This window comes from Micromonospora sp. NPDC048894, assembly GCF_040649765.1.
Classification (GTDB): Bacteria; Actinomycetota; Actinomycetes; order Mycobacteriales; family Micromonosporaceae; genus Micromonospora; species Micromonospora antibiotica.
Window position 1 is genome coordinate 82,158 of the sequence record NZ_JBEZFY010000013.1, and the last position, 21,778, is coordinate 103,935.

At 70.8% G+C, this 21,778-nt stretch carries 19 protein-coding genes; 14 read left to right on the forward strand and 5 right to left on the reverse strand.

Annotated elements, in window-relative coordinates; all coding sequences use genetic code 11:
* Positions 1 to 299 precede the first annotated feature (299 nt).
* The 7 genes from AB0C22_RS24765 (at position 300) to AB0C22_RS24795 (ending at position 8,790) form a co-directional block, all read left to right on the forward strand.
* Entirely contained in the window at positions 300 to 1,685 is a 1,386-nt protein-coding gene (locus tag AB0C22_RS24765; RefSeq protein WP_308290677.1) for an extracellular solute-binding protein, read from the forward strand.
* On the forward strand, positions 1,682 to 2,635 hold the full coding sequence (locus AB0C22_RS24770) for a sugar ABC transporter permease (RefSeq protein WP_219460363.1): 954 nt from the start codon (positions 1,682 to 1,684) through the stop codon (positions 2,633 to 2,635). The genes AB0C22_RS24765 and AB0C22_RS24770 overlap by 4 nt, the downstream gene beginning before the upstream one ends.
* Entirely contained in the window at positions 2,635 to 3,552 is a 918-nt protein-coding gene (locus tag AB0C22_RS24775) for a carbohydrate ABC transporter permease (protein ID WP_219460361.1), read from the forward strand. Before AB0C22_RS24770 ends, AB0C22_RS24775 begins: the two co-directional genes overlap by 1 nt.
* Positions 3,552 to 4,619, forward strand: coding sequence for an ATP-binding cassette domain-containing protein (locus AB0C22_RS24780; protein WP_219460358.1), 1,068 nt, complete (start codon positions 3,552 to 3,554; stop codon positions 4,617 to 4,619). The genes AB0C22_RS24775 and AB0C22_RS24780 overlap by 1 nt, the downstream gene beginning before the upstream one ends.
* Positions 4,619 to 5,695 carry an ABC transporter ATP-binding protein gene (locus AB0C22_RS24785; protein ID WP_208570269.1) on the forward strand — a complete coding sequence of 359 codons (1,077 nt, stop codon included), beginning with the start codon at positions 4,619 to 4,621 and terminating at the stop codon, positions 5,693 to 5,695. The genes AB0C22_RS24780 and AB0C22_RS24785 overlap by 1 nt, the downstream gene beginning before the upstream one ends.
* Positions 5,696 to 5,925: 230 nt before the next feature.
* Entirely contained in the window at positions 5,926 to 7,386 is a 1,461-nt protein-coding gene (locus AB0C22_RS24790) for an NAD-dependent succinate-semialdehyde dehydrogenase (protein ID WP_357537287.1), read from the forward strand.
* 195 nt (positions 7,387 to 7,581) lie between these two features.
* The gene (locus AB0C22_RS24795) at positions 7,582 to 8,790 is read left to right on the forward strand and encodes an iron-containing alcohol dehydrogenase (RefSeq protein WP_357537289.1); all 1,209 of its coding nucleotides are present in this window, start codon (positions 7,582 to 7,584) and stop codon (positions 8,788 to 8,790) included.
* 142 nt (positions 8,791 to 8,932) lie between these two features.
* Here the strand turns inward: AB0C22_RS24795 and AB0C22_RS24800 are convergent, their stop codons facing one another.
* Positions 8,933 to 9,709, reverse strand: coding sequence for a maleylpyruvate isomerase family mycothiol-dependent enzyme (locus tag AB0C22_RS24800; RefSeq protein WP_219460346.1), 777 nt, complete (start codon positions 9,707 to 9,709; stop codon positions 8,933 to 8,935).
* A 373-nt stretch (positions 9,710 to 10,082) separates the two neighbouring features.
* On the opposite strand from AB0C22_RS24800, the gene AB0C22_RS24805 reads away from it, so the two are divergent.
* Positions 10,083 to 10,811: a DUF1062 domain-containing protein gene (locus AB0C22_RS24805; protein ID WP_255597534.1), complete on the forward strand. Its 729-nt coding sequence runs from the start codon at positions 10,083 to 10,085 to the stop codon at positions 10,809 to 10,811.
* A gap of 208 nt (positions 10,812 to 11,019) precedes the next feature.
* On the opposite strand, the gene AB0C22_RS24810 is transcribed toward AB0C22_RS24805, so the two are convergent.
* Positions 11,020 to 12,030 (reverse strand): LacI family DNA-binding transcriptional regulator, encoded by a 1,011-nt coding sequence (locus AB0C22_RS24810; protein ID WP_219460339.1) that lies wholly within the window; start codon positions 12,028 to 12,030, stop codon positions 11,020 to 11,022.
* Between the two features lie 361 nt (positions 12,031 to 12,391).
* Here AB0C22_RS24810 and AB0C22_RS24815 point away from each other — a divergent pair, with 361 nt between their 5' ends.
* Entirely contained in the window at positions 12,392 to 14,746 is a 2,355-nt protein-coding gene (locus AB0C22_RS24815; protein ID WP_357537292.1) for an AbfB domain-containing protein, read from the forward strand.
* Between the two features lie 63 nt (positions 14,747 to 14,809).
* On the opposite strand, the gene AB0C22_RS24820 is transcribed toward AB0C22_RS24815, so the two are convergent.
* Together AB0C22_RS24820 and AB0C22_RS24825 are read right to left on the reverse strand one after the other, a co-directional pair.
* The gene (locus AB0C22_RS24820; protein WP_219460330.1) at positions 14,810 to 16,027 is read right to left on the reverse strand and encodes a chitosanase; all 1,218 of its coding nucleotides are present in this window, start codon (positions 16,025 to 16,027) and stop codon (positions 14,810 to 14,812) included.
* 406 nt (positions 16,028 to 16,433) lie between these two features.
* Complete coding sequence (locus tag AB0C22_RS24825) at positions 16,434 to 17,840, reverse strand: NAD(P)/FAD-dependent oxidoreductase (protein ID WP_219460326.1); 1,407 nt, start codon at positions 17,838 to 17,840, stop codon at positions 16,434 to 16,436.
* A 382-nt stretch (positions 17,841 to 18,222) separates the two neighbouring features.
* On the opposite strand from AB0C22_RS24825, the gene AB0C22_RS24830 reads away from it, so the two are divergent.
* From AB0C22_RS24830 to AB0C22_RS24845, 4 genes are all read left to right on the forward strand, one after another.
* The gene (locus tag AB0C22_RS24830; RefSeq protein ID WP_219460324.1) at positions 18,223 to 18,924 is read left to right on the forward strand and encodes a hypothetical protein; all 702 of its coding nucleotides are present in this window, start codon (positions 18,223 to 18,225) and stop codon (positions 18,922 to 18,924) included.
* Positions 18,890 to 19,333: an IPT/TIG domain-containing protein gene (locus tag AB0C22_RS24835; protein WP_357537295.1), complete on the forward strand. Its 444-nt coding sequence runs from the start codon at positions 18,890 to 18,892 to the stop codon at positions 19,331 to 19,333. Before AB0C22_RS24830 ends, AB0C22_RS24835 begins: the two co-directional genes overlap by 35 nt.
* Positions 19,334 to 19,392: 59 nt before the next feature.
* Positions 19,393 to 19,506, forward strand: coding sequence for an LPXTG cell wall anchor domain-containing protein (locus tag AB0C22_RS24840; RefSeq protein WP_219460315.1), 114 nt, complete (start codon positions 19,393 to 19,395; stop codon positions 19,504 to 19,506).
* A 302-nt stretch (positions 19,507 to 19,808) separates the two neighbouring features.
* Entirely contained in the window at positions 19,809 to 20,372 is a 564-nt protein-coding gene (locus tag AB0C22_RS24845; RefSeq protein ID WP_357537297.1) for a hypothetical protein, read from the forward strand.
* A 41-nt stretch (positions 20,373 to 20,413) separates the two neighbouring features.
* On the opposite strand, the gene AB0C22_RS24850 is transcribed toward AB0C22_RS24845, so the two are convergent.
* Positions 20,414 to 21,046, reverse strand: coding sequence for a TetR/AcrR family transcriptional regulator (locus AB0C22_RS24850; protein WP_219460308.1), 633 nt, complete (start codon positions 21,044 to 21,046; stop codon positions 20,414 to 20,416).
* Between the two features lie 84 nt (positions 21,047 to 21,130).
* On the opposite strand from AB0C22_RS24850, the gene AB0C22_RS24855 reads away from it, so the two are divergent.
* Positions 21,131 to 21,751, forward strand: a complete 621-nt coding sequence (locus AB0C22_RS24855; protein ID WP_357537371.1) for a CatB-related O-acetyltransferase — start codon at positions 21,131 to 21,133, stop codon at positions 21,749 to 21,751.
* The last annotated feature ends 27 nt before the right edge of the window (positions 21,752 to 21,778 follow it).

Below are 21,778 nucleotides of genomic sequence, written 5' to 3' on the forward strand. Positions count from 1 at the left end.
GCTCCACTCGATCATCTGGAGCTCCCATGAGCATGCTCGACGTCCTGCCCGCTTCGTCACCGGGCCACCGATGGGCCGACGTACCCCTTCTCGACAGCTGACGACCGGCACGTCGCGGCGGTCCGTGACCACCGTCCACGGGTCGACCATCGCGCCGGCCCGGCACCACGCCTGAACGACCCGGCACCTGCTCGGCGAGGCACCTAGCGAGGCTCTAGAAGTCCCCACCACCCCAGAAAGCAGGAACCCTCATGCGGCATCCGAAGCGAGTTGGACGAACATCCGTTTCCGGCCGAAAGGTGCGGCTGGCGACGGCGGCCATGCTCCTGCTGGCCACGACCCTGGCCGCCTGCGGCGACGGCCAGGACGACGGTACGAAGACGAGCGCCCCGAAGGCACCGGCGACCATCCCGGAACTCACCAAGGACCCGCTGACCCTCAGCTTCATCTGGTTCGACTGGCCCCCCGCCCACGCCCTGGAGGACTTCGCCAACGCGGAGTACAAGAAGGAACGGCCGAACGCCACCATCAAGGTCAACACCGTGCCGAACGCGAACTGGCACGACGCGATGTTCACCCAGTTCGCCGCGCGCAAGACCGACTTCGACATCGCGATCCTGGACTCGCAGCACATCGGCGAGGCCGTGACGAACGGCAACATCCTCGACCTCACCGACTTCGTCAAGAAGAACATCGACGTCGACGCCTACAACCCGTACCTGCTCGCGGCGTACGGCCAGTTCCCGCAGGCCGAGACCGGCAAGCGCGACGAGAACGCCAGCCTGTACGGGCTGCCGCTGCTCGGCGACACCTGGACGATGATCTACCGCAAGGACCTGATCGGCGACAAGCCCCCGCAGACCTGGGACGAGATGATCTCGGTCGCCGCGAAGTGCCAGGCGGACAACCCGGGCGTCAGCGGGCTGGCCTTCCACCAGGCCAACGGCTCCGACGCGGCAGCCGTCACCTACAACACGGTCAACGGCGTCTACGGCGGCAACCTCTGGAACGCCAAGGACCGCAAGATCGACGGCGTCCTCAACGACACGGCGGGCCACGAGGCGATGGACGTCCTGGTCAACAAGATGAAGCCGCTGACCGCCAAGGGCTCCGGCAACTGGTTCATCGACGAGGTTAACGCCGCGGTCGCCCAGGGCAAGGCGTGCATCGCGTTCAACTGGATCGCCGCCAGCGGCGGCCTGCTCGACCCGAAGCAGTCGACGCTCGGCACCAGCCGGGAGCAGATCCTCGGCAAGCTGGGGTTCGCCACCCTGCCCACCCAGAAGACGAACCTGGTCCCGCTCGGCGGGATGGGGATGCACGTGTCGGCCTACTCCCCCTCGGCGCAGCAGGCCGAGGCGCTGAACTTCATGCGGTGGTTCGAGCAGGCCGACGTGCAGAAGAAGTGGGCCGCGGCCGGTGGCGTGCCCGCGCGTACGGATGCCCTGCAGTCACCCGAGTTCCTCAACGCCGGGCCGTTCAACCAGGTGTACGCCGACTCGGTGCCGCGGATGCGGGACATGTGGAACGTGCCCGAGTACGCGCGGCTGGTCGACATCGAGAACACCGGCGTCAACGCGGCCCTCAACGGTGCGAAGAACCCGAAGGCCGCGCTCGACGACATCGCCCGGGAGCAGCAGGGCGTGCTCGACTCCAGCAACCGCAAGGGCGGCGGCGGGCTGTGAAAGACCCCGTCCCGCTGACGACCGACCGCCCCGGGCAGGTGGTGTCCGCGACGCCACCTGCACCGGGCCGGTCCCGCCGCCGGCTCAGCGACCGTGGCCTCGCCGTGGTCTTCGTCTCCCCCGCGCTGCTGCTGTTGCTCGGCATGTCGGTGTTCCCGCTGCTGTGGGCGTTGTACCTGTCGTTCACCGACTACTCGGCCACCCGGGGCGGGCCCGCCCGGTTCGTCGGGTTCGGCAACTACACCGCCATCCTGACCTCGGCGCAGGTCCACCAGCGGGCCCTGACCACGCTGATCTACGTGGTCGGCGCGGTCACCCTGCAGACCGTGCTCGGCTTCTCCATCGCCTACCTGATCTCCCGCCGTACGCACGGGCGCGGAGTGCTGACCACCCTGTTCCTGGTGCCGATGATGTTGTCGCCGGTCGTGGTCGGGCTGTTCTGGCGGTTCATGCTCGACGCGCAGTTCGGCGTGGTCAACAGCATGCTCGGCTCACTGGGTCTGGGGCAGGTGGAGTGGCTCACCCGGCAGCGCACCGCACTGGTCTCCCTGATCGTCGTCGACACCTGGCAGTGGACGCCGTTCATCATGCTCATCGCGCTCGCCGGCCTCACCGCCGTCCCGAAGTACCTGTACGAGGCCGCCTCGATCGACCGGGCGTCCGAGTGGTTCCGGTTCCGCACCATCACCCTTCCGCTGGTCTGGCCACTGCTGCTCATCGCCGTGCTGTTCCGGGCCATCGAGGCGTTCCGGCTGTTCGACCTCGTCTACATCCTCACCAGCGGAGGACCGGGGGTCTCCACCGAGACGCTGTCGTTCCACGTCTACAAGGTCGCGTTCCTGGGCTTCAACACCGGCACCGCCTCGGCGTACGGCATCCTCATGGTCCTCGTCGTCATCGTCCTGACGCAGCTCTACCTGCGCTACCTGAACAAGCTCAAGGAGGGCTGATGGCCGTCTCCGTCGACGAGGCCGTGTCCGCGGGCCCGACCCCGGACCGCCCGCCCCCCGCACGCCGGGTACGCCGTCGGGGCCGTGGCCGGTCGGTGCTGGAGGTCGTGCTGCTGACCGTGCTGGCCGTCGTGATGCTCTTCCCGGTGCTCTGGATGATCGAGACGTCCATCAAGGAGAACCGGGACGTCTACGCCGTGCCGGCCGAGTTCTTCGGCTTCACGGTCACCCTCGACCACTTCCGGGACGTCTTCGTCGGCGCCGACGGTGGACGCTCGGCACTGTCCGTGGCGTTCCTCAATTCCGTGGTGGTCGCCGGGGTGTCCACGGTGCTGGCCACCGTGCTGGGGGTGCCGGCGGCCTGGGCCTACTCCCGCTTCACCCTGAAGGCCAAGAAGGACCAGCTGTTCTTCATCCTGTCCACCCGCTTCATGCCGCCGGTGGTGGTCGTGGTGCCGATCTTCCTCATGTACCGCCAGGTCGGACTCATCGACAGCAAGCTCGGTCTGATCCTCATCTACGCCGCCTTCAACGTCCCGTTCACGATCTGGATGATGAAGGGATTCGTCGACGAGGTGCCCGCCGAGTACGAGGACGCCGCCATGCTCGACGGCTACAGCCGCCTGCAGGCGTTCGGGAAGTTCACCCTGCCCCTGCTCGTGCCCGGCATCGCCGCGACGGCGGTCTTTGCGCTCATCTTCTCGTGGAACGAGTTCGTGTTCGCCATCTTCCTCACCTCCAGCGACGACGTACGGACGGCACCACCGGCCATCGCCGGCCTGATCGGCGGCACCACCGTGGACTGGGGTCTGGTGGCCGCCGCCTCGGTGGTGTTCGCCCTGCCGGTGCTCGTCTTCGCCTACCTGGTCCGCCGGCACCTCGTCGCCGGTGTGACCCTCGGGGCGGTGCGACGCTGATGGCGGGCATCGAGGTGAGCGCCCTGCACAAGCGCTACCCGGACGGCACGGTCGCCGTCGAGCACGTCGACCTGTCCATCGGCGACGGCGAGCTGTTCGTGATGCTCGGCCCGTCGGGGTGCGGCAAGACCACCACGCTGCGGGCCGTCGCCGGTTTGGAGCGGCAGACCAGCGGCGACATCCGCATCGGCGACACGCTGGTCAACGACCTGCCGCCGGCCGAACGCGACATCGCCATGGTGTTCCAGTTCTACGCGCTGTACCCGCACCTGAAGACCCGCGACAACCTGGCGTTCCCGCTGCGGGCCGAGGGACTGCCCAAGCACGAGGTGCAGGCGCGGGTCGAGGAGGCGGCCCGGCTGATGCGGCTCGGTCCGCTGCTGGACCGGCGGCCCCGTCAGCTCTCCGGCGGAGAGCAGCAGCGGGTCGCGCTCGCCCGCGCCCTGGTGCGCCGGCCGCGCGCCTTCCTGATGGACGAACCCCTCACCAACCTGGACGCCGAGTTGCGGGCGGACATGCGCACCGAGATCAAGCACCTGCAGGGGGAGCTGGGGGCGACGATGGTCTACGTCACCCACGACCAGGTCGAGGCGATGTCGCTCGGTCACCGCATCGCCATCCTCAACAAGGGCCGTGTCGAGCAGATAGGCACCCCGCTCGAGGTGTACGACCGGCCGGCGAGCCTGTTCTGCGCGGCGTTCATCGGCTCCCCACCGATGAACCTCATCGAGGTGGAGGTGGCCGACGGGAAGCTGCGCGGTCAGGGCGGACTGGTCCTCACGCCACCGCCCGGCCTGCCCCGCGACCGCCCACTGGTCGCCGGGGTCCGGCCGGAGGCGCTGGAGGTCACCGCGCCGGGGGCGGACCGGTCGGTTCCGGCCCGCGTGGTGTCGGCGGAGTGGCTGGGCGACGAGATCATCTACGTGGTCGACCACAGCGGCGGACGCGACGTCCGGGTCCGGATGCCACCGACGGTCCGGTTCGCCGCCGACGCCCAGGTCGGGCTGCGGCACACCGGCGGGACACCGGCGGTCTACGACGTACGCACGGAAGAGCTGGTGGCCTGATGGGAACCGTTGCGGTACAGGGGCTGTGCAAGTCCTTCGGTAAGGTCCAGGCCCTGGACGGGGTGACGCTGGACGTGCCGGACGGCGCGTTCTTCGTGGTGCTCGGGCCCTCCGGGGCGGGCAAGACGACGACCCTGCGGGCGATCGCCGGCCTCGACCGGCTCGACGCCGGGACGGTGCACCTGGACGGCAGGGACGCGACCACCGACGCCCCGGCCGCCCGTGATCTCGCGATGGTCTTCCAGAACTACGCCCTCTACCCGCGACACACGGTGTACGAGAACATCGCATCACCGTTGCGGGCCCGGCGCCGTCCGTCGGGCGAGATCTCCGCCGCCGTCGAGCGGATGTCGGACCTGCTGCACATCGGGCGTCTGCTGAACCGTCGTCCCGCGCAGTTGTCCGGCGGTGAGATGCAGCGGGTCGCGTTGGCCCGGGCGCTGGTGCGCAGCCCCCGTGCGTTCCTCATGGACGAGCCGCTGACCAATCTCGACCTCAAGCTCCGCGTCGAGATGCGTACCGAGCTCACCCGCATCCACCGCAGCCTCGGGGCGACCTTCGTCTACGTGACCAACGACCAGGTCGAGGCGCTGTCCATGGCCGATCAGGTCGCGGTCCTCAAGGAGGGGAAGGTGCAACAGGTAGGCACCCCGACCGAGGTGTACGAGCGTCCCGCCAACCAGTGGGTCGCGGGATTCGTCGGGAGCCCGCCGATCAGCCTGCTCCCCTGCCACGCCGAGGGGGACCGCCTGGTCGGTGCGGCAGGCTGGACGCTGCCGCGGCCCCGCTGGGCCGCCGCGCAGGACGGCCGCCCGCTGCTGCTGGGTCTGCGTGCGGAGGACCTGTCCGTCGAGCGGCGCGCTAGCGCCACGTTGCCGGGAGAGCTCTACGGGCTGGAGCCGCTCGGCGACCGGACGGTGGTCGACGTCCGGGTCGGTGCGCAGATCCTCAAGGTCAAGTCCCGACCCACCATCACCGGTACGCCTGGCGAACAGGTGCTCGTCGCGGTCGACCTGGACCGGGCGCACCTGTTCGACGCGGGAACCGGGCTGTCGCTGTCCGAGGCCGGGCGGTAGCCACGTCGGGGGGCACCGGCACCAGGCACCGCCACGTACCCCGCGGCGCGTCACCGGTGAGCACGACCTGACGACCAGCGCCCGCGAGGGCGGTCGGTGGTGCGGGCGGCACCGCAGACGAAGCCATCTTCGAACCGCGCCCCGCCGGGGGCGGGTGACCCGTCCGACTGCGCGCGGCGCGATCGCCGGGCAACCCGGACAGCACCACGACGAGCACAGGAGGCGACGCAATGAGTGACCCGATGGACGTCCTGGCCCCCGAGCACCGGCGGCTGCGGATCGGCGACGCCTGGCGCGACGCCGCGGGCGGCGTCACCTTCGCCGTCGAGGACCCGGCCACCGGCAGGACCATCGCCGAGGTGGCGGACGCCGACGTCGCCGACGGGCTGGCCGCCCTGGACGCGGCGAGCGGGGCGGCGGCGCAGTGGGCGGCGACCCCGCCACGGAAACGGTCGGAGTTGTTGACCGCGACGTACCGGGTGCTGACCGAACGGTCCGAGGAGGTGGCCCGGCTGATCACGCTGGAGATGGGCAAGCCGCTCGCCGAGGCCCGGGCGGAGGTGGCCTACGGCGCCGGGTTCTTCCGGTGGTTCGCCGAGGAGGCGGTACGGGTCGAGGGGCGCTACAGCACCGCCCCTGCTGGTGGATACCGCATCCTCACCGTGCCGAAGCCGGTCGGACCGTGCGTCTTCGTGACGCCGTGGAACTTTCCGCTGGCCATGGGTGCCCGCAAGATCGCCCCTGCGTTGGCCGCAGGCTGCACGACGATCACCAAGCCGGCCGCCCAGACACCGCTGACCATGCTGTTGCTGGCCCGCATCATGGCGGAGGTCGGCGTACCCCCGGGGGTCGTCAACGTGGTCACCACCAGGCGTTCCGGCGCGGTGGTCTCCGCGCTGCTGGCCGACGCCCGGACCCGCAAGCTGTCGTTCACCGGCTCGACCGAGGTCGGGCGGGTGCTGCTCCGGCAGGCCGCGGACAACGTGCTGCGTACCTCGATGGAACTGGGCGGCAACGCGGCCCTGATCGTGTGTGCCGACGCCGACCTGGACGTCGCGCTGGACGGTGCCATGGTGGCCAAGATGCGCAACATCGGGGAGTCGTGCGTCGCGGCCAACCGGATCTACGTCGAGGAGCCGGTACGCGAGGAGTTCACGGCGCGTTTCGTCGAGCGGATGGGTGCGCTGTCGGTGGGCCCCGGTCTCGACGACGGTGTGGACGTCGGTGCGTTGATCGACGATGCCTCGGTCACCCGGATCGACGAGCTGGTCACCGACGCGGTCGATCGCGGCGCCCGGGTCCTGGTGGGTGGTGAGCGTCCGGCCGGGCCGGGGCACTTCTATCCGCCCACGGTCCTCGTCGACGTGCCGGGGGAGGCGCGGATGCTGGGGGAGGAGATCTTCGGCCCGGTGGCGCCGATCATCTCGTTCACGTCCGACGACGAGGTGCTGGCGAGGGCCAACGACACCGAGCACGGCCTCGTCGGGTACGTCTTCACCCGTGACCTGCGGCGGGCGCTCCGGTTCGCCGAGGGGCTGGAAACCGGGATGGTCGGCATCAACCGTGGCCTGATCTCGGACCCGTCGGCCCCGTTCGGTGGCGTGAAGCAGTCCGGGATCGGCAAGGAGGGGTCGCACGAGGGCATCCTGGAGTACCTCGACCTCACCTACGCGGCGATCGACCTCCCGTGACCGGCCTCCCGCCCCGGGCATCCACCGGAGATCGTCGCGTCCGGTGCCCGTCCGCCCTGCCCGGTCCCCGCCCGGGAGGCGTCCGGGCCGCTCAGGCCGCCCGGGCGGCCGACCTCACCGACGCCGTCGGGGTCCCGCAGGTGACCTGGCGGTCCGCCCAGCACATCGCCGCCGATGTTCCGGAGAGGCACCGACATGCTTGAGACCGTCCGCGGACCGCGCCAGTTGATAGTCGGCGAAGGGGTCGCGCAGAACATCCCCCGGGTGGTGGCCGAGAGTGGCTCGCGGGTCCTCATCGTGACCGACCGGATCCTGCTGGGGCAGCCGGGGGTGGCCGGGATCGTGGCCGCCGTACGGGAGCGGGTCGAGGTCGTCGAGGTGTTCTCCGACGCGACCCCGGACGTACCACTCACCGATGTCGACCTGGCGGTCTCGGCCGCCGCCGCGGTGGACGCCGACGTGATCCTCGCCGTCGGGGGTGGCACGGTGATCGACCTCGCCAAGATCGTCGGGGTCATCCGGCGGCACGGTGGGACGCCGCGCGACTTCTACGGCGAGGCGCGGGTGCCGGGGCCGACGATTCCGCTGGTCGCGGTCCCCACGACGTCGGGGACCGGCTCCGAGCTGACCCCCGTCTCGGTGCTGACCGACCCGGACCGTGCGCTGAAGGTGGGGGTCTCCAGCGTCCACATCGTGCCCGACTTCGCCATCGTCGACCCCGAACTCACCTACACCTGCCCGGCGACCGTCACCGCACACTCGGGCATCGACGCGTTCTGCCACGCGGTGGAGAGCTACACGGCGCGGCCCCGGGCCCACGGACCGCGCGATCCGGTGGAGCAGGTGTTCCTCGGTCGCAACCCGGTCACCGACCACTACGCGCTCCGGGCCGCCGAGCGGATCGCCCGGAGCCTGCGTCGTGCCGTCAGGGACGGCGGCGACACCGACGCGCGGGCGGACATGTCCTACGGGTCGGTGCTCGCCGGGCTCGCCTTCTCCCACGCGGGCAACGCGGCCCCGCACGCGCTCCAGTACCCCATCGGCGCGGCCACGCACACGCCGCACGGTCTGGGTGTCGGACTGTTGCTGCCCTACGCGCTGCGTGCGGCCAGAAACGCTGTCGGCGACCGGTTGGCCGTCCTCGCCGGGGTGTGCGGGCTCGACGTCGCCGACGCCTCGGATGCCGAGGCCGCAGACACGTTCCTCAGCTGGCTCGACGGGCTCCTTGCCGACATCGGCATCCCGCCCACCCTGGCCGACATCGGGGTGGCCCGCGCCGATCTTCCCCGCTTCGCGGAGATGGCAGGTGGCGTCACCCGCCTGATCCAGAACCACCCGGGCCCGACCGACACCGCGAGCCTGACCGCGATCCTGCAGGCGGCCTGGGCCGGGGACCGGGCCTGACCCGGCGCCGGTGCTGCGTGGGCGGCGGCCCCCGTCGGGGAGGTCGTCGCGGCGCGGCCCCGTCCGCTGTCCGGGCAGGGCCGGCAGGGTCCACCGCCGTGCGCCGAGGCCGGCGCACGGCGGGTGGGTCCGTCGTCGCGTGCTACTCCTCCGGCTCCCAGGCGATCAACTGGTCGAAGACACGCCGGTCGCCGTCGACCCGCAGCGAATCCATCGTAATCCGGCCGTAGCAGAACATGACCAGCTCATGGGCCGTGCCCCGGGCGGAGACGTAGGCCATCTGCGGGTCCTCGACGGCGACCGGCGTGGGGAGGCGGGCGGTCCGGGCGCCGTCGGCGGAGAACCAGGTTCGCCATGACCGGCCCTCGGTGGCGTGGTAGTCGACGACCGCGGGCTGGTGCGGCCAGGCGATGGTCGTCGCGACGCAGGTGGTCAGGAACTCGTCGACACCGTCGAGGGCCACCTCGTCCGGCAGCGGCTGCGGGGTGCCCACGGCGGCCTGGGCGTCGTAGGTGTGCACGGCGACCTGCTGGAGTTGGTGCCGGGCGACGGCACCGGTCGTCTGCGGCGACTGCGACGGACCCCACCACGTCCAGCAACCGCGGTCCGGGCCGGCATCACGCAGCGCGTCGAGCAGTTGCTCCGTCGACGCGGCGAACCAGTCCAGCAGAGCGTCGCGCTCCCGGGGAACCACCGGGGCGGACATCGCCGGTGGAGCGTCGGCGGGGCCGGCGGCCACGATGGCGGCCCACCTGCGTCGCCCTTCGCCCAGGTGCTGCACCAGGTCGAACAGCGTCCACTCCGGGCAGGTCGGTACCCGCACGTCGAGGCTGGGTGCCGTCGCGACCGCCGCCCGGAACGCGCATGATCGTTCGTCCATCAGGCGCAACAGGTCAGCGAACTCCAGAGTCTCTTCCACGGCAGCTTTCTACTAGCTCCCGGCCACAACCGACAGGGGATTTCGTCTTCCGGGCGGCGGGGTCGCACGGAAAACCGGTTGTCCCTCGTCGCGCGGGTTGACCATGCTGACGCGCATGGGTCGGTGACCAGTGGCGCACGTGCGCGATGACGACGGGTTCGAGTCAGCTCCCCGTCTCATTCGTCGTGCCACTCGAAGCCCGCACCGGGTGACCGGTGCGGGCTTCCTTCACGCGACGTGATCTGCGACGTCGCGCCAGCCGGCATGCTCCCCGCCGAGATGCCGGCTGCCCGCCACCGGATCCGGGATGCACCCCCGGCGTGCCATCGCACCCCCGGGCGTCTCCTGCCTAGACCCTGGAATCGCCGAAGTCATGAACAGTTCCCGCCATCTCCGCGTGCCGGCCCACGGCCATGGGCCCGGCATCGACCGCAAAGCGCTGTGGGTGGTCAGCGAGCTCGGACTACCCACCATCGTCAGGTCCTGCGTGTCGTGCAGGTCCACCCGGCACCACCCCACCGGCAAGGTCCGGGTCAACGCCAACCACAAGCTGCTCGACGTGTGGTTGTTGATCTGCTGCGACCGGTGCGGTCGCACGTCGAAGATTCCCGTCCACGAACGCGTCAACGTGCGGGCGCTGGACAACGATCGGCTGCGGCTGTTCGAGAACAACGATCCGGCCGTGGTGCGACAGTTGACCATGGACGCGACACTCGCCCATCGGGCCGGCCACCAGCTCGACTGGACCGGCACCTGGCAGCTGGACACCGACCTGCCGTTCTACGACCTCCAGGATGCGGACGCCGCGCCACTGGAGGTCGTCGTCAGGTTCGAGCTGCCGGCGCCCGTCCGGATCGAGAAGCTGCTCACCGCCGGGTTCGGCCTGAGTCGTCCCGCCCTGCGGGGCATGGTGGACTCCGGGCGCATCCGCCTGCCCCTGCCCGTCGGAGCCAGGGCCCGCGAGGATTTCACCTTCCTGGTCGTCGCCCCGCCCCGGTCACCCGGGGCTGTCGGTGCACGTCCCGGCGGGGGTGCGTCGGTCGGAGGCGGTGGTGGCCGGCGCGGCTCCCGCCCGGCGGTCTCGGCGTCGGACGGGGGCTGACCCCCGCGCGGGGCTGGCCCAGACGTCGTCGTCCGGGCCGGCCCCGCGCGGGGGTCGGACCGTGACGACCCGGTTGTCCACGAGGGAGGTGAACGTCGACTCGGGGGTGATCAGGCCCCACTTCACCAGCCACCGGTAGGTCCGCTCGAACTCGGCCTCGGGGTAGGGCTCCGGGGTCGACGTGGCGCACCCCGGAAGGGACGACCGGTCAGCGCACCGGCCCGGTGCTCTCCCGCGTGACGAGGTGGAAGGAGGGCTGCACGTGCATCGGCGGACCCCCCTCCCCCTCGATGCGGGACACCAACCGGCGCACCGCCGACCGGCCGATCGCGCGTTTGTCCGGGGCGACGGTGGTCAGGGTGGGATTGCTGAAGCGTCCCTCCTCGATGTCGTCGATGCCGGCCACCGCCACGTCGTCGGGCACTCCCGCCCCGGACCGGGTGAGCGTTCGCAGGGCGCCGATGGCGGTCAGGTCGTTGTAGGCGAGCACGGCATCGGGAGGATGGTCCAGGCTCAGCAGGTGGCGCATCGCGTGCTCGCCGTCCGCCCGGCCGAACTGCTCCGTGGGTACGACGAGACCGGGGTCGAACGGGATCCCGGCCGCGTCGAGCGCCTCCCGGTAGCCACGGATGCGCAGGTGCGCGGACTGCCGGTCGCCCCCCGGCGGTGCGCCGACGAACGCGATCCGCCGACGGCCCAGCGCGACCAGGTGCGCGGTCGCCGTCCGGCTCGCCGCGACGTTGTCGATCGCGACGTGGTCGTACGGCACGTCGTAGACCCCCTCCCCGATCAGGACCAACGGCATCCGGGCCCGCCGGGCCAGCACCTCCTCCCGACCGATCGCCACCGGACTGAGGATGAGACCGTCGATGAGGTGCCGCTGCGCCCCCTCCAGGAGGGCCAGCTCGGCACCGCGCTCGGCGGCGGTGTTCTCCATCAGCAGCGTGTACCCGAGTCCGGCGGCCTCGCGGATGGCCACGTCCGCCAGTTCGGCGAAGTACGGATTGGTCAGCTCGGGAACGGCAAGCGCGATCAACCCGGTACGGCCACGGCGCAGGTGCCGGGCGCTCAGGTTGGGGGTGTAGCCCAGTTCGTCGATGGCCCGCTGCACCCGTTGCCGGGTGCCCTCCCCCACCGGCCGGTAGCCGTTGACCACGTTGGAGACGGTGGCGAGGGAGACTCCCGCCCGCTCGGCGATGTCCTTCAGGCTGACACCCATCTGCCGTCCCCGCCTCCTGCGCCGTCGACCGGTTGCCGGCACCGCCGCCACGCAGCCGCCGCAGCGACGCCGACGTCCACCGGGCACAGCGCGGCGGTGCGGAGATGAGGCTACCGATCCGGGTGGCGGACGCGCGGGCGGCAACGCATCGACGGATGGGGATTGACGTGTTGTCCGTCGGGGATCTATAACGTTATACACACCGCCCGGAAGTTCTGCCGACTGCCACCTGCCGCCCGGGACTTCCCCCGACGTCCGCGCCCGGCCTGGGGACCGGACGTGACCTGACCGGCCGCCCGACACCCACTGCCAGCCGCCGGCGGCGCAGTTCGGCCCTGACGGCCCGTCCGATGGAGACGGCATGACACGTCCCGATCCCGTCCGCCTCGCCGCCCCCCTGCTACTCGTTCTCACCCTGATCGCCGGCCTGCTCGCCGCGCCGGCCAGCCCGGCGCGCGCCGTGCCGGCCAAGAACCCACCGCTGACCACCCCCTGGACCGCCCAGGCACTCGTCGGCACGCCACTGCCGGAGTACCCGCGACCGCAGATGACCCGGTCCGACTGGCTCAACCTCAACGGCGAATGGCAGCTACGCCAGTCCGCCACCGACGACGCCCCGGCGTTCGGCACCGAGCTGCCCGAGCGGATCAACGTGCCGTTCCCGGTGGAGAGCGCCCTGTCCGGGGTGCAGCGCGCCGCCGGCGACAACCGCAACTACCTGTTCTACCGGCGGGTGGTGACGGTGCCCGAGAGCTGGAACGGACGCCGGGTGCTGCTCCACTTCGGCGCGGTGGACTGGCAGACCACCGTCTGGGTCAACGGGGTGGCCGTCGGTGGTCACACCGGTGGCTACGACGCCTTCACCCTCGACGTCACCGCGCCGTTGCGGGGCGGCGCGAACGAGATCGTGGTGAAGGTGTGGGACCCGACGGACAGCCGGCAGAACGGCAGTCTGCCGCCGATCGGCAAGCAGACCAAGCAGCCCGGCGGGATCTTCTACACGCCCAGCTCGGGCATCTGGCAGACCGTGTGGCTGGAACCGGTGCCGACGGCCTCGATCAGCAGCGTCGACCTCACACCGAGGCTGGCCGACGACACCCTGCGCGTCCGGGTCGCCACCCGGGGGGACGTCAGTGGTCACCGTGTCCTGGCCGAAGCGCTCGACGGCACCACCGTGGTCGGCTCCGCCACCGGCGGTTTCACCGAGTTCGCGGTGCCCGTGCCGAACGCCCGCCGCTGGTCGCCCGACGACCCGTTCCTCTACCACCTGCGCATCACCCTGCGTAATGCCGCGGGCGGTGAGGTCGACCGGACCACCCACTACTTCGGGATGCGCGAGATCAGCACCGGCGTGGTCAACGGTGTCCTACGGCCCAAGCTCAACGGCCAGTTTGTCTTCCAGGCCGGCACGCTGGACCAGGGCTTCTGGCCGGACGGGCTCTACACCGCGCCCACCGACGCCGCGCTCGCCTTCGACCTGCAAAAACACAAGGACCTGGGCTTCAACATGGTGCGCAAGCACATCAAGGTCGAACCGCAGCGCTGGTTCTACCACGCCGACCGGCTCGGTCTGCTGGTGTGGCAGGACGTCCCGTCCCTGACCGCGCAGGACATCAACGCGACCGACGCGCAGCAGGCGCAGCTCGAAGCCGAGGCCCGCGAGATCGTGAACGAGCATCGCAGCTCGCCGGCCGTCGTCACCTACACCGTCTACAACGAGGGGTGGGGTGAGCGGGCGCTGGCCGACACCCGCCGGGTCGCCCAGGCCGTCAAGACCCAGGACCCGACCCGGCTGGTCAACGCGCACAGCGGCCACAACTGCTGCCAGTCGTTGGGCGATCCCGGCAACGGCGACATCGACGACTGGCACGTCTATCTGGGGCCGGGCTCACCGGTGCCGTCGGGGAGCCGGATCGCCGTGCTCGGTGAGTTCGGCGGCCTCGGCCTGCGCGCGCCCGGGCACGAGTGGAGCCCGAACGGCAGCTTCTTCGCCTACGAGTGGCAGCCGAACGCGACCGTGCTGACCGACCGCTACGTCGGCCTGGTGCAGGGCACGCAGAACCTCATGATCGGCAAGGGGCTCAGCGCCTCGGTCTACACCGAGATCACCGACCAGGAGGGTGAGCTGAACGGATTCCTCACCTACGACCGGCAGGTGGTCAAGATGGACCAGGCCCGGGTGCGGGCCGCGAACCTGGCCCTCATCGCCGCGTCGAGGACGGTCGGCAGCTCGGCACCGGTGGCGCTGCCGCTGAACACCCGCCGTTCCCTACAGGTGACGACTCCCGGGTACACCAACCGGTTCCTGCGGCACCGGGACAGCCTCGCCTACACCGAGGTCGTGGACGCCAACAGCTCGGCGGTGCTCAGGAACGACGCGACGTACACGGTCCGGGCGGGTCTGGCCGACGCGGCGTGCTATTCGTTCGAGTCGGTCAACTTCCCCGGGCAGTTCCTCCGGCACCAGGAGTCGCGCGTACGCAACTCGCCGGACGACGGCTCGGCGCTGCTGCGCGCGGATGCCACCTGGTGTGCCCGGGTCGGGGTCGGCGGGGGCGGGGTCTCGTTGGAGTCCTACAACTTCCGGGGCAGGTACCTGCGGCACTTCAACTCGGAGGTCTGGCTGAGTGACGGCACGGGCGGCTCGGCGTGGAACACACCCGTGCTGTGGGCCGCGGACAGCACCTGGAACATCGCGACACCCTGGGCACCCTGAGGGAACGGTCCAGGGCGTCGGCACCGCGCCGACGCCCTGGACCACACCGTGGCACGACACGTTTCAGCCGATGCGGAACTGGTCGCCGTAGACGGCGAAGACCAGTGGCGTGTTCAGGTCGAAGTTGCCGTTGTCGAGGAACACCCGCTGGGCCGTGTCGACGCGGGAGGTGTCCGAGTGGGCCTCCTCCTTCTTCATCTCGACGACCCGCTCGTCGAGGAACGCGTTGAGCCAGGTCCGCTCGTTGCCGCCCTGCGCCGGGGGCTTCGCCCGGGTGAGGGCGCGGCTGCGGATCTGCCGCATGCCCTCGTACCCGTGCATGACGGCCGCGTCGTAGTAGGCGAACTGGCCGAGTGCCCGGACCCCGTCGTTCTTCCCGTCGCGGACCGACGGGGTGAAGTAGACCCGGTCCCGTTCGGCCTCCTGGGCGGCGCGGAACACCGGGTCGTTGGCGGCGGTGCGCCAGTCGCGGGGGTAGTTCGGGTCGAGGCCCGCGTGCGACGCGGTGCCGTTGACGGCGCGCAGCGCCGGCAGGTAGCCGGCCAGCACGTTGCCGGGCTTGGTGTTCGTGTACGCCTGGACCAGTTCGAGCATGTCGCCGGTGCCGGAGCAGAAGCCGATGATGCCGGCGGTGTAGCCACGACCGTCGCCGATGTCCTCGATGTAGGAGAACTGGGCACGCCAGTCGAGCGAGGAGTTCTCGGCCGCCGAGACGAGCTGCATGGCGACGTCCTTCTTCGCCGGGTCGTCGAGGTTGGTGCCGGCCGGGGCGGTGGCGGTCGGGGTCGGGGTCGGGGTGCCGCCGCCGGGGAGGGTCCACTGCTGGTTGGCGGTGCCACCGCAGGTCCAGATCTGTAGTCGGGCGCCGTTCGCGGTGCTGTGGTCGGTCACGTCGAGACACTTGCCCGAGGCGGGGTTGACCAGGGCGCCGCCAGCGGCGGCGGTCCATTTCTGGGCGCCGGTGCCGTTGCAGTCGTACAGCTGGATCTTGGTGCCGTTGGTGGTCGACGCGGCGGTGACGTCGAGGCACTTGCCGAGCGCACGGATCGAGCTGTCGCTGTTGCCCACCGTCCACGTCTGGGCCGCCGTGCCGTTGCAGTCGTAGAGCTGCACGGCCGTGCCGTTGGCCGGGTTGGCACCGGCCACGTCGACGCACCTGCCGGCCAGACCGGTGATCGGGCCGGCGGCTGCGGCGCTGGCCGACGGCAGGCCGTAGCCGACCGCCGCGATGCCGGTCAGCAGGGTGCCCACCGCGTAGGCGACTGTTCTTCTGCGCACCATGGCGTTCCTCGGGGGAAGGGCGGCAGGCCGCCGGCCGGTCGGTGCCCGGACGCGACGTTCGCCCAGGCGGGCACCGCAAGAATTAGGAAACTCTATTAACAACTAGCAGTACGTCCATCGGCTGTCAAACAGGGAGGAAGACCGCACGAGTCCGCAACGCCGGCCCAACCCGGCGTCCCCCTCCCGCACGGCCCCGGGTCGCCCTGGCCGCACAGCCCCCAGGTTGCCCTGGCCGCACGACCAGGGCAACCACGGTCAGCCACGCCCCCATGACCCGGGCGCGCACAGTCGGCACGTCACGACCCGTACGACAGGCGCAGACTGCCGAGCCCGGGTCACGCGCAGCCTGCCGAGCCCGGGTCAGGCGCGGACCGTCGGGACAGGGTGGGAGCGACCGTGAGCGCCTTCAGGCAGGCGTCTCACGGACCCGCTCAAGGCCGAGGTGCGGGCTGGTGACGAGGCGGTAGTCAGCCGACTCCGCATCGGAGAGCGGGTTGCCACGGACCGGGGTGAAGTCGGGCCCGACGGAGTCCGGTGCGCGCACGGCCCGCATCTGCACCCGCACCGCTTCGTCACGCAGTTGATCGGTGATGACGCGGGTGGACGAGTTGGCCGCCTCACGCAGGTCGGACAGGCCACCGATGATCTCCGCGAAGGAACGGGACGAGACGCCTTCATCCGCCTGCACGGCCTGCTCGTCTCCGATCAACCGGTCGGACGTGAGGAAGAAGCCGTCCTTACCGAGATAGCGCTCGTACATGATGCTCACCAGCGCGAAGAGACGCATGTACGCACGACGGTAGGCAAATTCGAAGAACCTGAGGGCCTCCGCTTCACTGACCTCGCCACGGTCCATCGAAGCGACGCACGCCGCCGCGGTCAGAGCGCTGTAGAGCGCCAGATGCACGCCGGTGGACAGGAGCGGGTCCAGGAAGCATGCGGCGTCGCCCACGATCGCGTAACCCGGCCCGCAGAACTGATCCGCGATGTACGAGTAGTCGGTCTCGACCCTGGTAGTGCCCAGGAACGCCGCCCCGGCGGTCAGGTCCGCCACGGTCGGCGAGGCGGTGATCAGGTGCCGGTACAGGTCGTCCGACGACGGATGCTCGGAACGGTCACGGGCGAAGGCGTCCTTGGTGGTGACGTAACCGATACTCATCCGTCCGCCCGCCATGGGGATCACCCAGTACCAACCCTCTGGCGAGGAAATGATGTTGATTCCTCCGGTCGGCGTTTCGGGCAGCAGCCTGGCGCCGGTCCAGTAGCCCCAGATGCCGACGTTCCGCAGGTTGCTCAGCGGCTCACGGTTGCCGAAGTGACGGGTGCTGAGCAGCCCGTTACGGCCGGTGGCGTCGACCAGAAAGTCGAAATCATCCACGGTGAACGATTCACCGTGCTCCGAGGAGCACTCCACGGCCACGGGCCGGCCGTCGGCGAACCGAACTGAACGACCGGTGACGCCGGTGGTGACGGCAACCCCGTTCTGGCGGGCGTGCTCCAGCAGCAGCGTGTCGAACTCGCTGCGATCCACCTGCCACGACTGCACTCCGGACTGTTCTTGCCAGTCGAACGCCCACTGGTCGTCATCCCAGTGGATGACGCCGCCGTTCTTCTTCACGAAACCATAGTCGTCGATGACTTTCGACATGCCGATGACGTCCAGCACCACCCGGCACGACGGCGTGAGCGACTCACCCACGTGGTATCGCGGAAAGTGGGAGCTCTCGATGAGCTGCACGTCGAGTCCGGACTGGGCCATCGCTGTCGCTGCGGTGCTACCAGCCGGGCCACCGCCGATTACGAGAACCTTCATGTCACTGCCACCTCGCCGTTCTGGCCGTGTATGGGGTCGCCGACGATGCGACGACGACGTCTTTCTCCGGGAGTCGAACTGCGGCTCAGCCAGCCGCGACAGCTGGCCCGGGCGGACACCGGCGGAGCGCTTCCATTTGGTGCGACCAGGGCCGCAGCCGACATCAGGGGTGGTACCGGCCATGCAGCACAGAAGACCCCGTCCTCGCACGTCACCGATAGACGATCGTACATGAAGGTATCGACGATCGTCTTGATTCCGCGATAAACCGAGAACCGGGTTAACTCCGGTATTCCAATGCTGTGAACAAACTGCCGCCCGCCGCGGTCGACGGGGACGCGCCATCGGGTGGGGACGCGATCCCGCCCAGGTCGACCGGGGCATGACCGGGGCGGACGCACCGTGCTCAGTCGACCTGTCCGCCGAGGTGGCCGGGATAGCAGTGATCACCGCCGGCGCCACCATCGGCACCGCCACCGCGCCGGCCGCCGGGGGCACCGACACCGAGACGCTACTGGCGATCTCGATACCGGGTGCGCTCGGCGTGACCGCCAGCGGCACCGTCGAGGAGGTCACCGCCACCCGGGCGGCGGACGGGTCGTCGGCGTCCTCCAGCGTCAACGGACTCAACCTGACCGTGCTCGGCATCGACGTGCTGGACGCCGCCGAGGTCACCGCCACCGCCGTCTGCCCGCAGGTCGGCGCGACCAGCGCCGACACCACGCTCGTCGGGCTGGAGCTGTTCGGCACGACGGTGACGCTGACGGCGAACACTCCCGCCGTCGTGGGCAGCGCGGCAGTGGTGGTGCCGGGGCTGCTGGGCGCGAGTCTGAACGCCTCGTTGACCCGCGTCGAGACGACCACCGCCACCGGCGCCACCGCGATCACCGTGCGGGCCGTCCTCACCCTGTCGGGCACCGTCCTCGTCGTCCCGGTCACCATCCCGGTCGGCATCGTGATCGTGGCCGAGGCCATCTGCGAGCATCCGGCGGCGGCACCGACCACCGCGACGATCAACCCCGACGAGGGCCCAGTCGGGCGGCCAGACGGTGACGATCACCGGCACCGGCTTCGTCCCCGGTGACACGACAGTCACCTTCGAGGGGGTGCCCGGCACCGGGTTCACCGTCAACCCGGCCGGCACCAACCTCGTGGTGAACCCGAACGGCACCTCGCTGACCGTGGTCACCCCACCCGGTTCGCCCGGCGCGGTGGACGTCACCGTCCTGCTGCCCGGCGACGACGTCACCGCGCCTGACGGGTTCACCTACGAACCCGTCCCGCCGCGCATCGACACCGTCAGCCCCGGGCAGGGGCCGACCGGTGGCGGCACCACGGTGACGGTCAGTGGTTCCGGGTTCGTGCCGGGCGGCACCACGGTCACCATCCGCGCCACGACCATCCCGGCCAGCAGGTCACGGTGGCACCGGACGGTCGCTCGTCGACCTTCCGTACGCCGCCCTGCGCGGCCGGTGACACCACTGTCGTGGTAAGCACCGGCGGGGCACGTCCAACGGGTTTACCTTCCGTTACGTGGCGCGGATCCTTGCCGGTGACCGGTGACGCCATCGTCGCGCCGCTGACCGTCGGGGTGATGCTCGCGCTCCTGGGCATCGTCCTCCTCCTGCTGACCCGCCGCCGGCAGCGCGCCGGCCGGATCGGCTGACCGGATGCTCCCGGCCAGGGTCCGACCGGACCCTGGCCGGGACGCACGGTCGGGCAGGTGCCGTTGCGGCACTACCATGCCCCGCATGTGGTGGAAGACCGCAGCGGTGCCGACGGTGGCGTTGCCGGCCGCGTCCCTCGGCCGGACCGCGCACCGCCGCGTTCCACCGGGACCTGCAATGGGCCACGGTGGCCCGGGCAGCCCGGAGCCTGTCGTCGGACGTGTCCCCCACCGGCCGGCCAGCGCCGCCTCCGACGAGCACCTGCGCGCCGCGGTGATCCGGGCCGGGACCGTGTGACCTGATGAGTCCCGGTGGTACCGACGTGAGCCTGCTGGAGCTGGTGCTGGGGTTCGTCGTCGCGGTCGTGCTCATCACGGTGATCACGATGATCCTGCGTCGCCGTGGCGGCAGCCGGGACCTGCTGGGCTCCCAGGTACGCGAGCTGCGGGCCCGGGCCGCCGCCGCGTCCCCGAGCGCGGACACCCGCCAGTGGGACGCGGCCACCCGGATCGCCGACGCCCGCAGACACGAAGCCGCCGCCCGGGCCCCCGCCGCTGACGACGTCCCGTCCGACCCGCCGACTGCTGCGGCGTCCGCCGCGGACACGGCCTCCCCCGCCACCGCGGATCGTCCGGCGGCGGACCGGTCGGCTCAGGACCCCACCGCCCCGTTGGAGGGGCGATCCCCGACACCCGACGCGATGGTCGACGCGTTCGCCTGGCTGCGGATCGCGGCACTCGTGGAAGCCGGGCACCGCGAGCAGGCCGTCGACCTGCTCAGCACCACGATGGCCATCTCGACCGACGAGGCGCAGCTGCTCGTCGACGGTCTGGCCGACGCCGGGGGTGAGCGTCGTCCCGACTGACCCGCGTGATCGCTGCGGGCCCGGCCCGGTTCGCTGGTGTGCTACCGGTGGGCGTAGGCGCCCGCGCGGGCGGCGGTGGCGACGCTGCGGGCGACGCGTTCGGGAAGGTCGGCGTCGCTGGCCGCCCGCAGGAGGAGGAGTTCGTGGTACAGCGGGGCGGTTGCGGCGACGAGCAGTTGACGGCTGTCGGTGCCCGCCGGGATCTCACCGCGTTCGACGGCACGCCGGGTGATGTCGGCGCAACGGTCGTAGCGGTCGACCCAGAAGGCGCGTAGGGCCTCGGCGGCCTGGTCGGACCGGAAGGACGCGCCGATGAGCGCGACGGTCACCGGGTCGGTGGTCAGTGCCGCGTACACCTCGTGGTTGGCCGCGACGAGGTCACCTTCGAGTGAGCCGGTGTCGGGTGGGCGCCAGGCGTCGACGCTCGCCTCGTTCAGGACGTCGGCCAGCAGGCCACCGACATCCCGCCAGCGTCGGTAGACCGTCGTGCGGTGGACACCCGAGCGCTCGGCCACCACGTCGATGCTCAGGGAGTCGTAGCCGTGCTGCACCAGCTGGGCGAGCGCGGCGTCGAGTACGCGGCGGCGGACCGCTGCGCTGCGTCCGCCGGGTCGGCGCGCGCGGTCGGTCACCGCCTCGTCGGGGTGATCGCTTGTCGGTCGTGGCGACGCCATGCCACGATGCTATCGCTACAGCCGTAGCCTTAACGAGCGAGGTCCGCCATGCCGCCCGACCCGACGACCCTCCACCCGGTGGCGATGCATCCCCGGGTGGTGTTCCTCAAGCCGCTGGTCACCTCCCCCAAGATCACCGTCGGGGACTACACGTACTACGACGATCCCGACGACGCTACCGGCTTCGAGCAACGCAACGTGCTCTACCACTTCGGACCGGAACAGCTGGTCATCGGCAGGTTCTGCGCGATAGCGGCAGGCACCCGGTTCCTGATGGCCGGGGGCGACCACCCGGTCACGGGTCCGTCGACCTTCCCGTTCACCCTCTTCGGCGGCGAATGGGCCGAGCGGACCCTCGACGTCGTGACCGCCATGCCCAGCCGGGGTGACACCGTCATCGGCAACGACGTGTGGTTCGGCTACCGGGCGACGGTCATGCCGGGCGTACGGATCGGCGACGGGGCGATCATCGCCGCCGGTGCGGTGGTCACCACCGACGTGCCGGCCTACACGATCGTCGGCGGTAACCCGGCGCGGCCGATCCGGCAGCGCTTCGACGACGACGACATCCACCGGCTGCGACGGGCCGCGTGGTGGGACTGGCCCGCCGACCTGGTCAACCGGCACTGCCGCGCCCTGATGACGGGCACACCCGCCGAGATCGAACGCATCGCCGTCGAGAACGGGTTGGCACCGGCCCGGTGAAGTCCGCCCCCTGCGGGAATGCGCCGT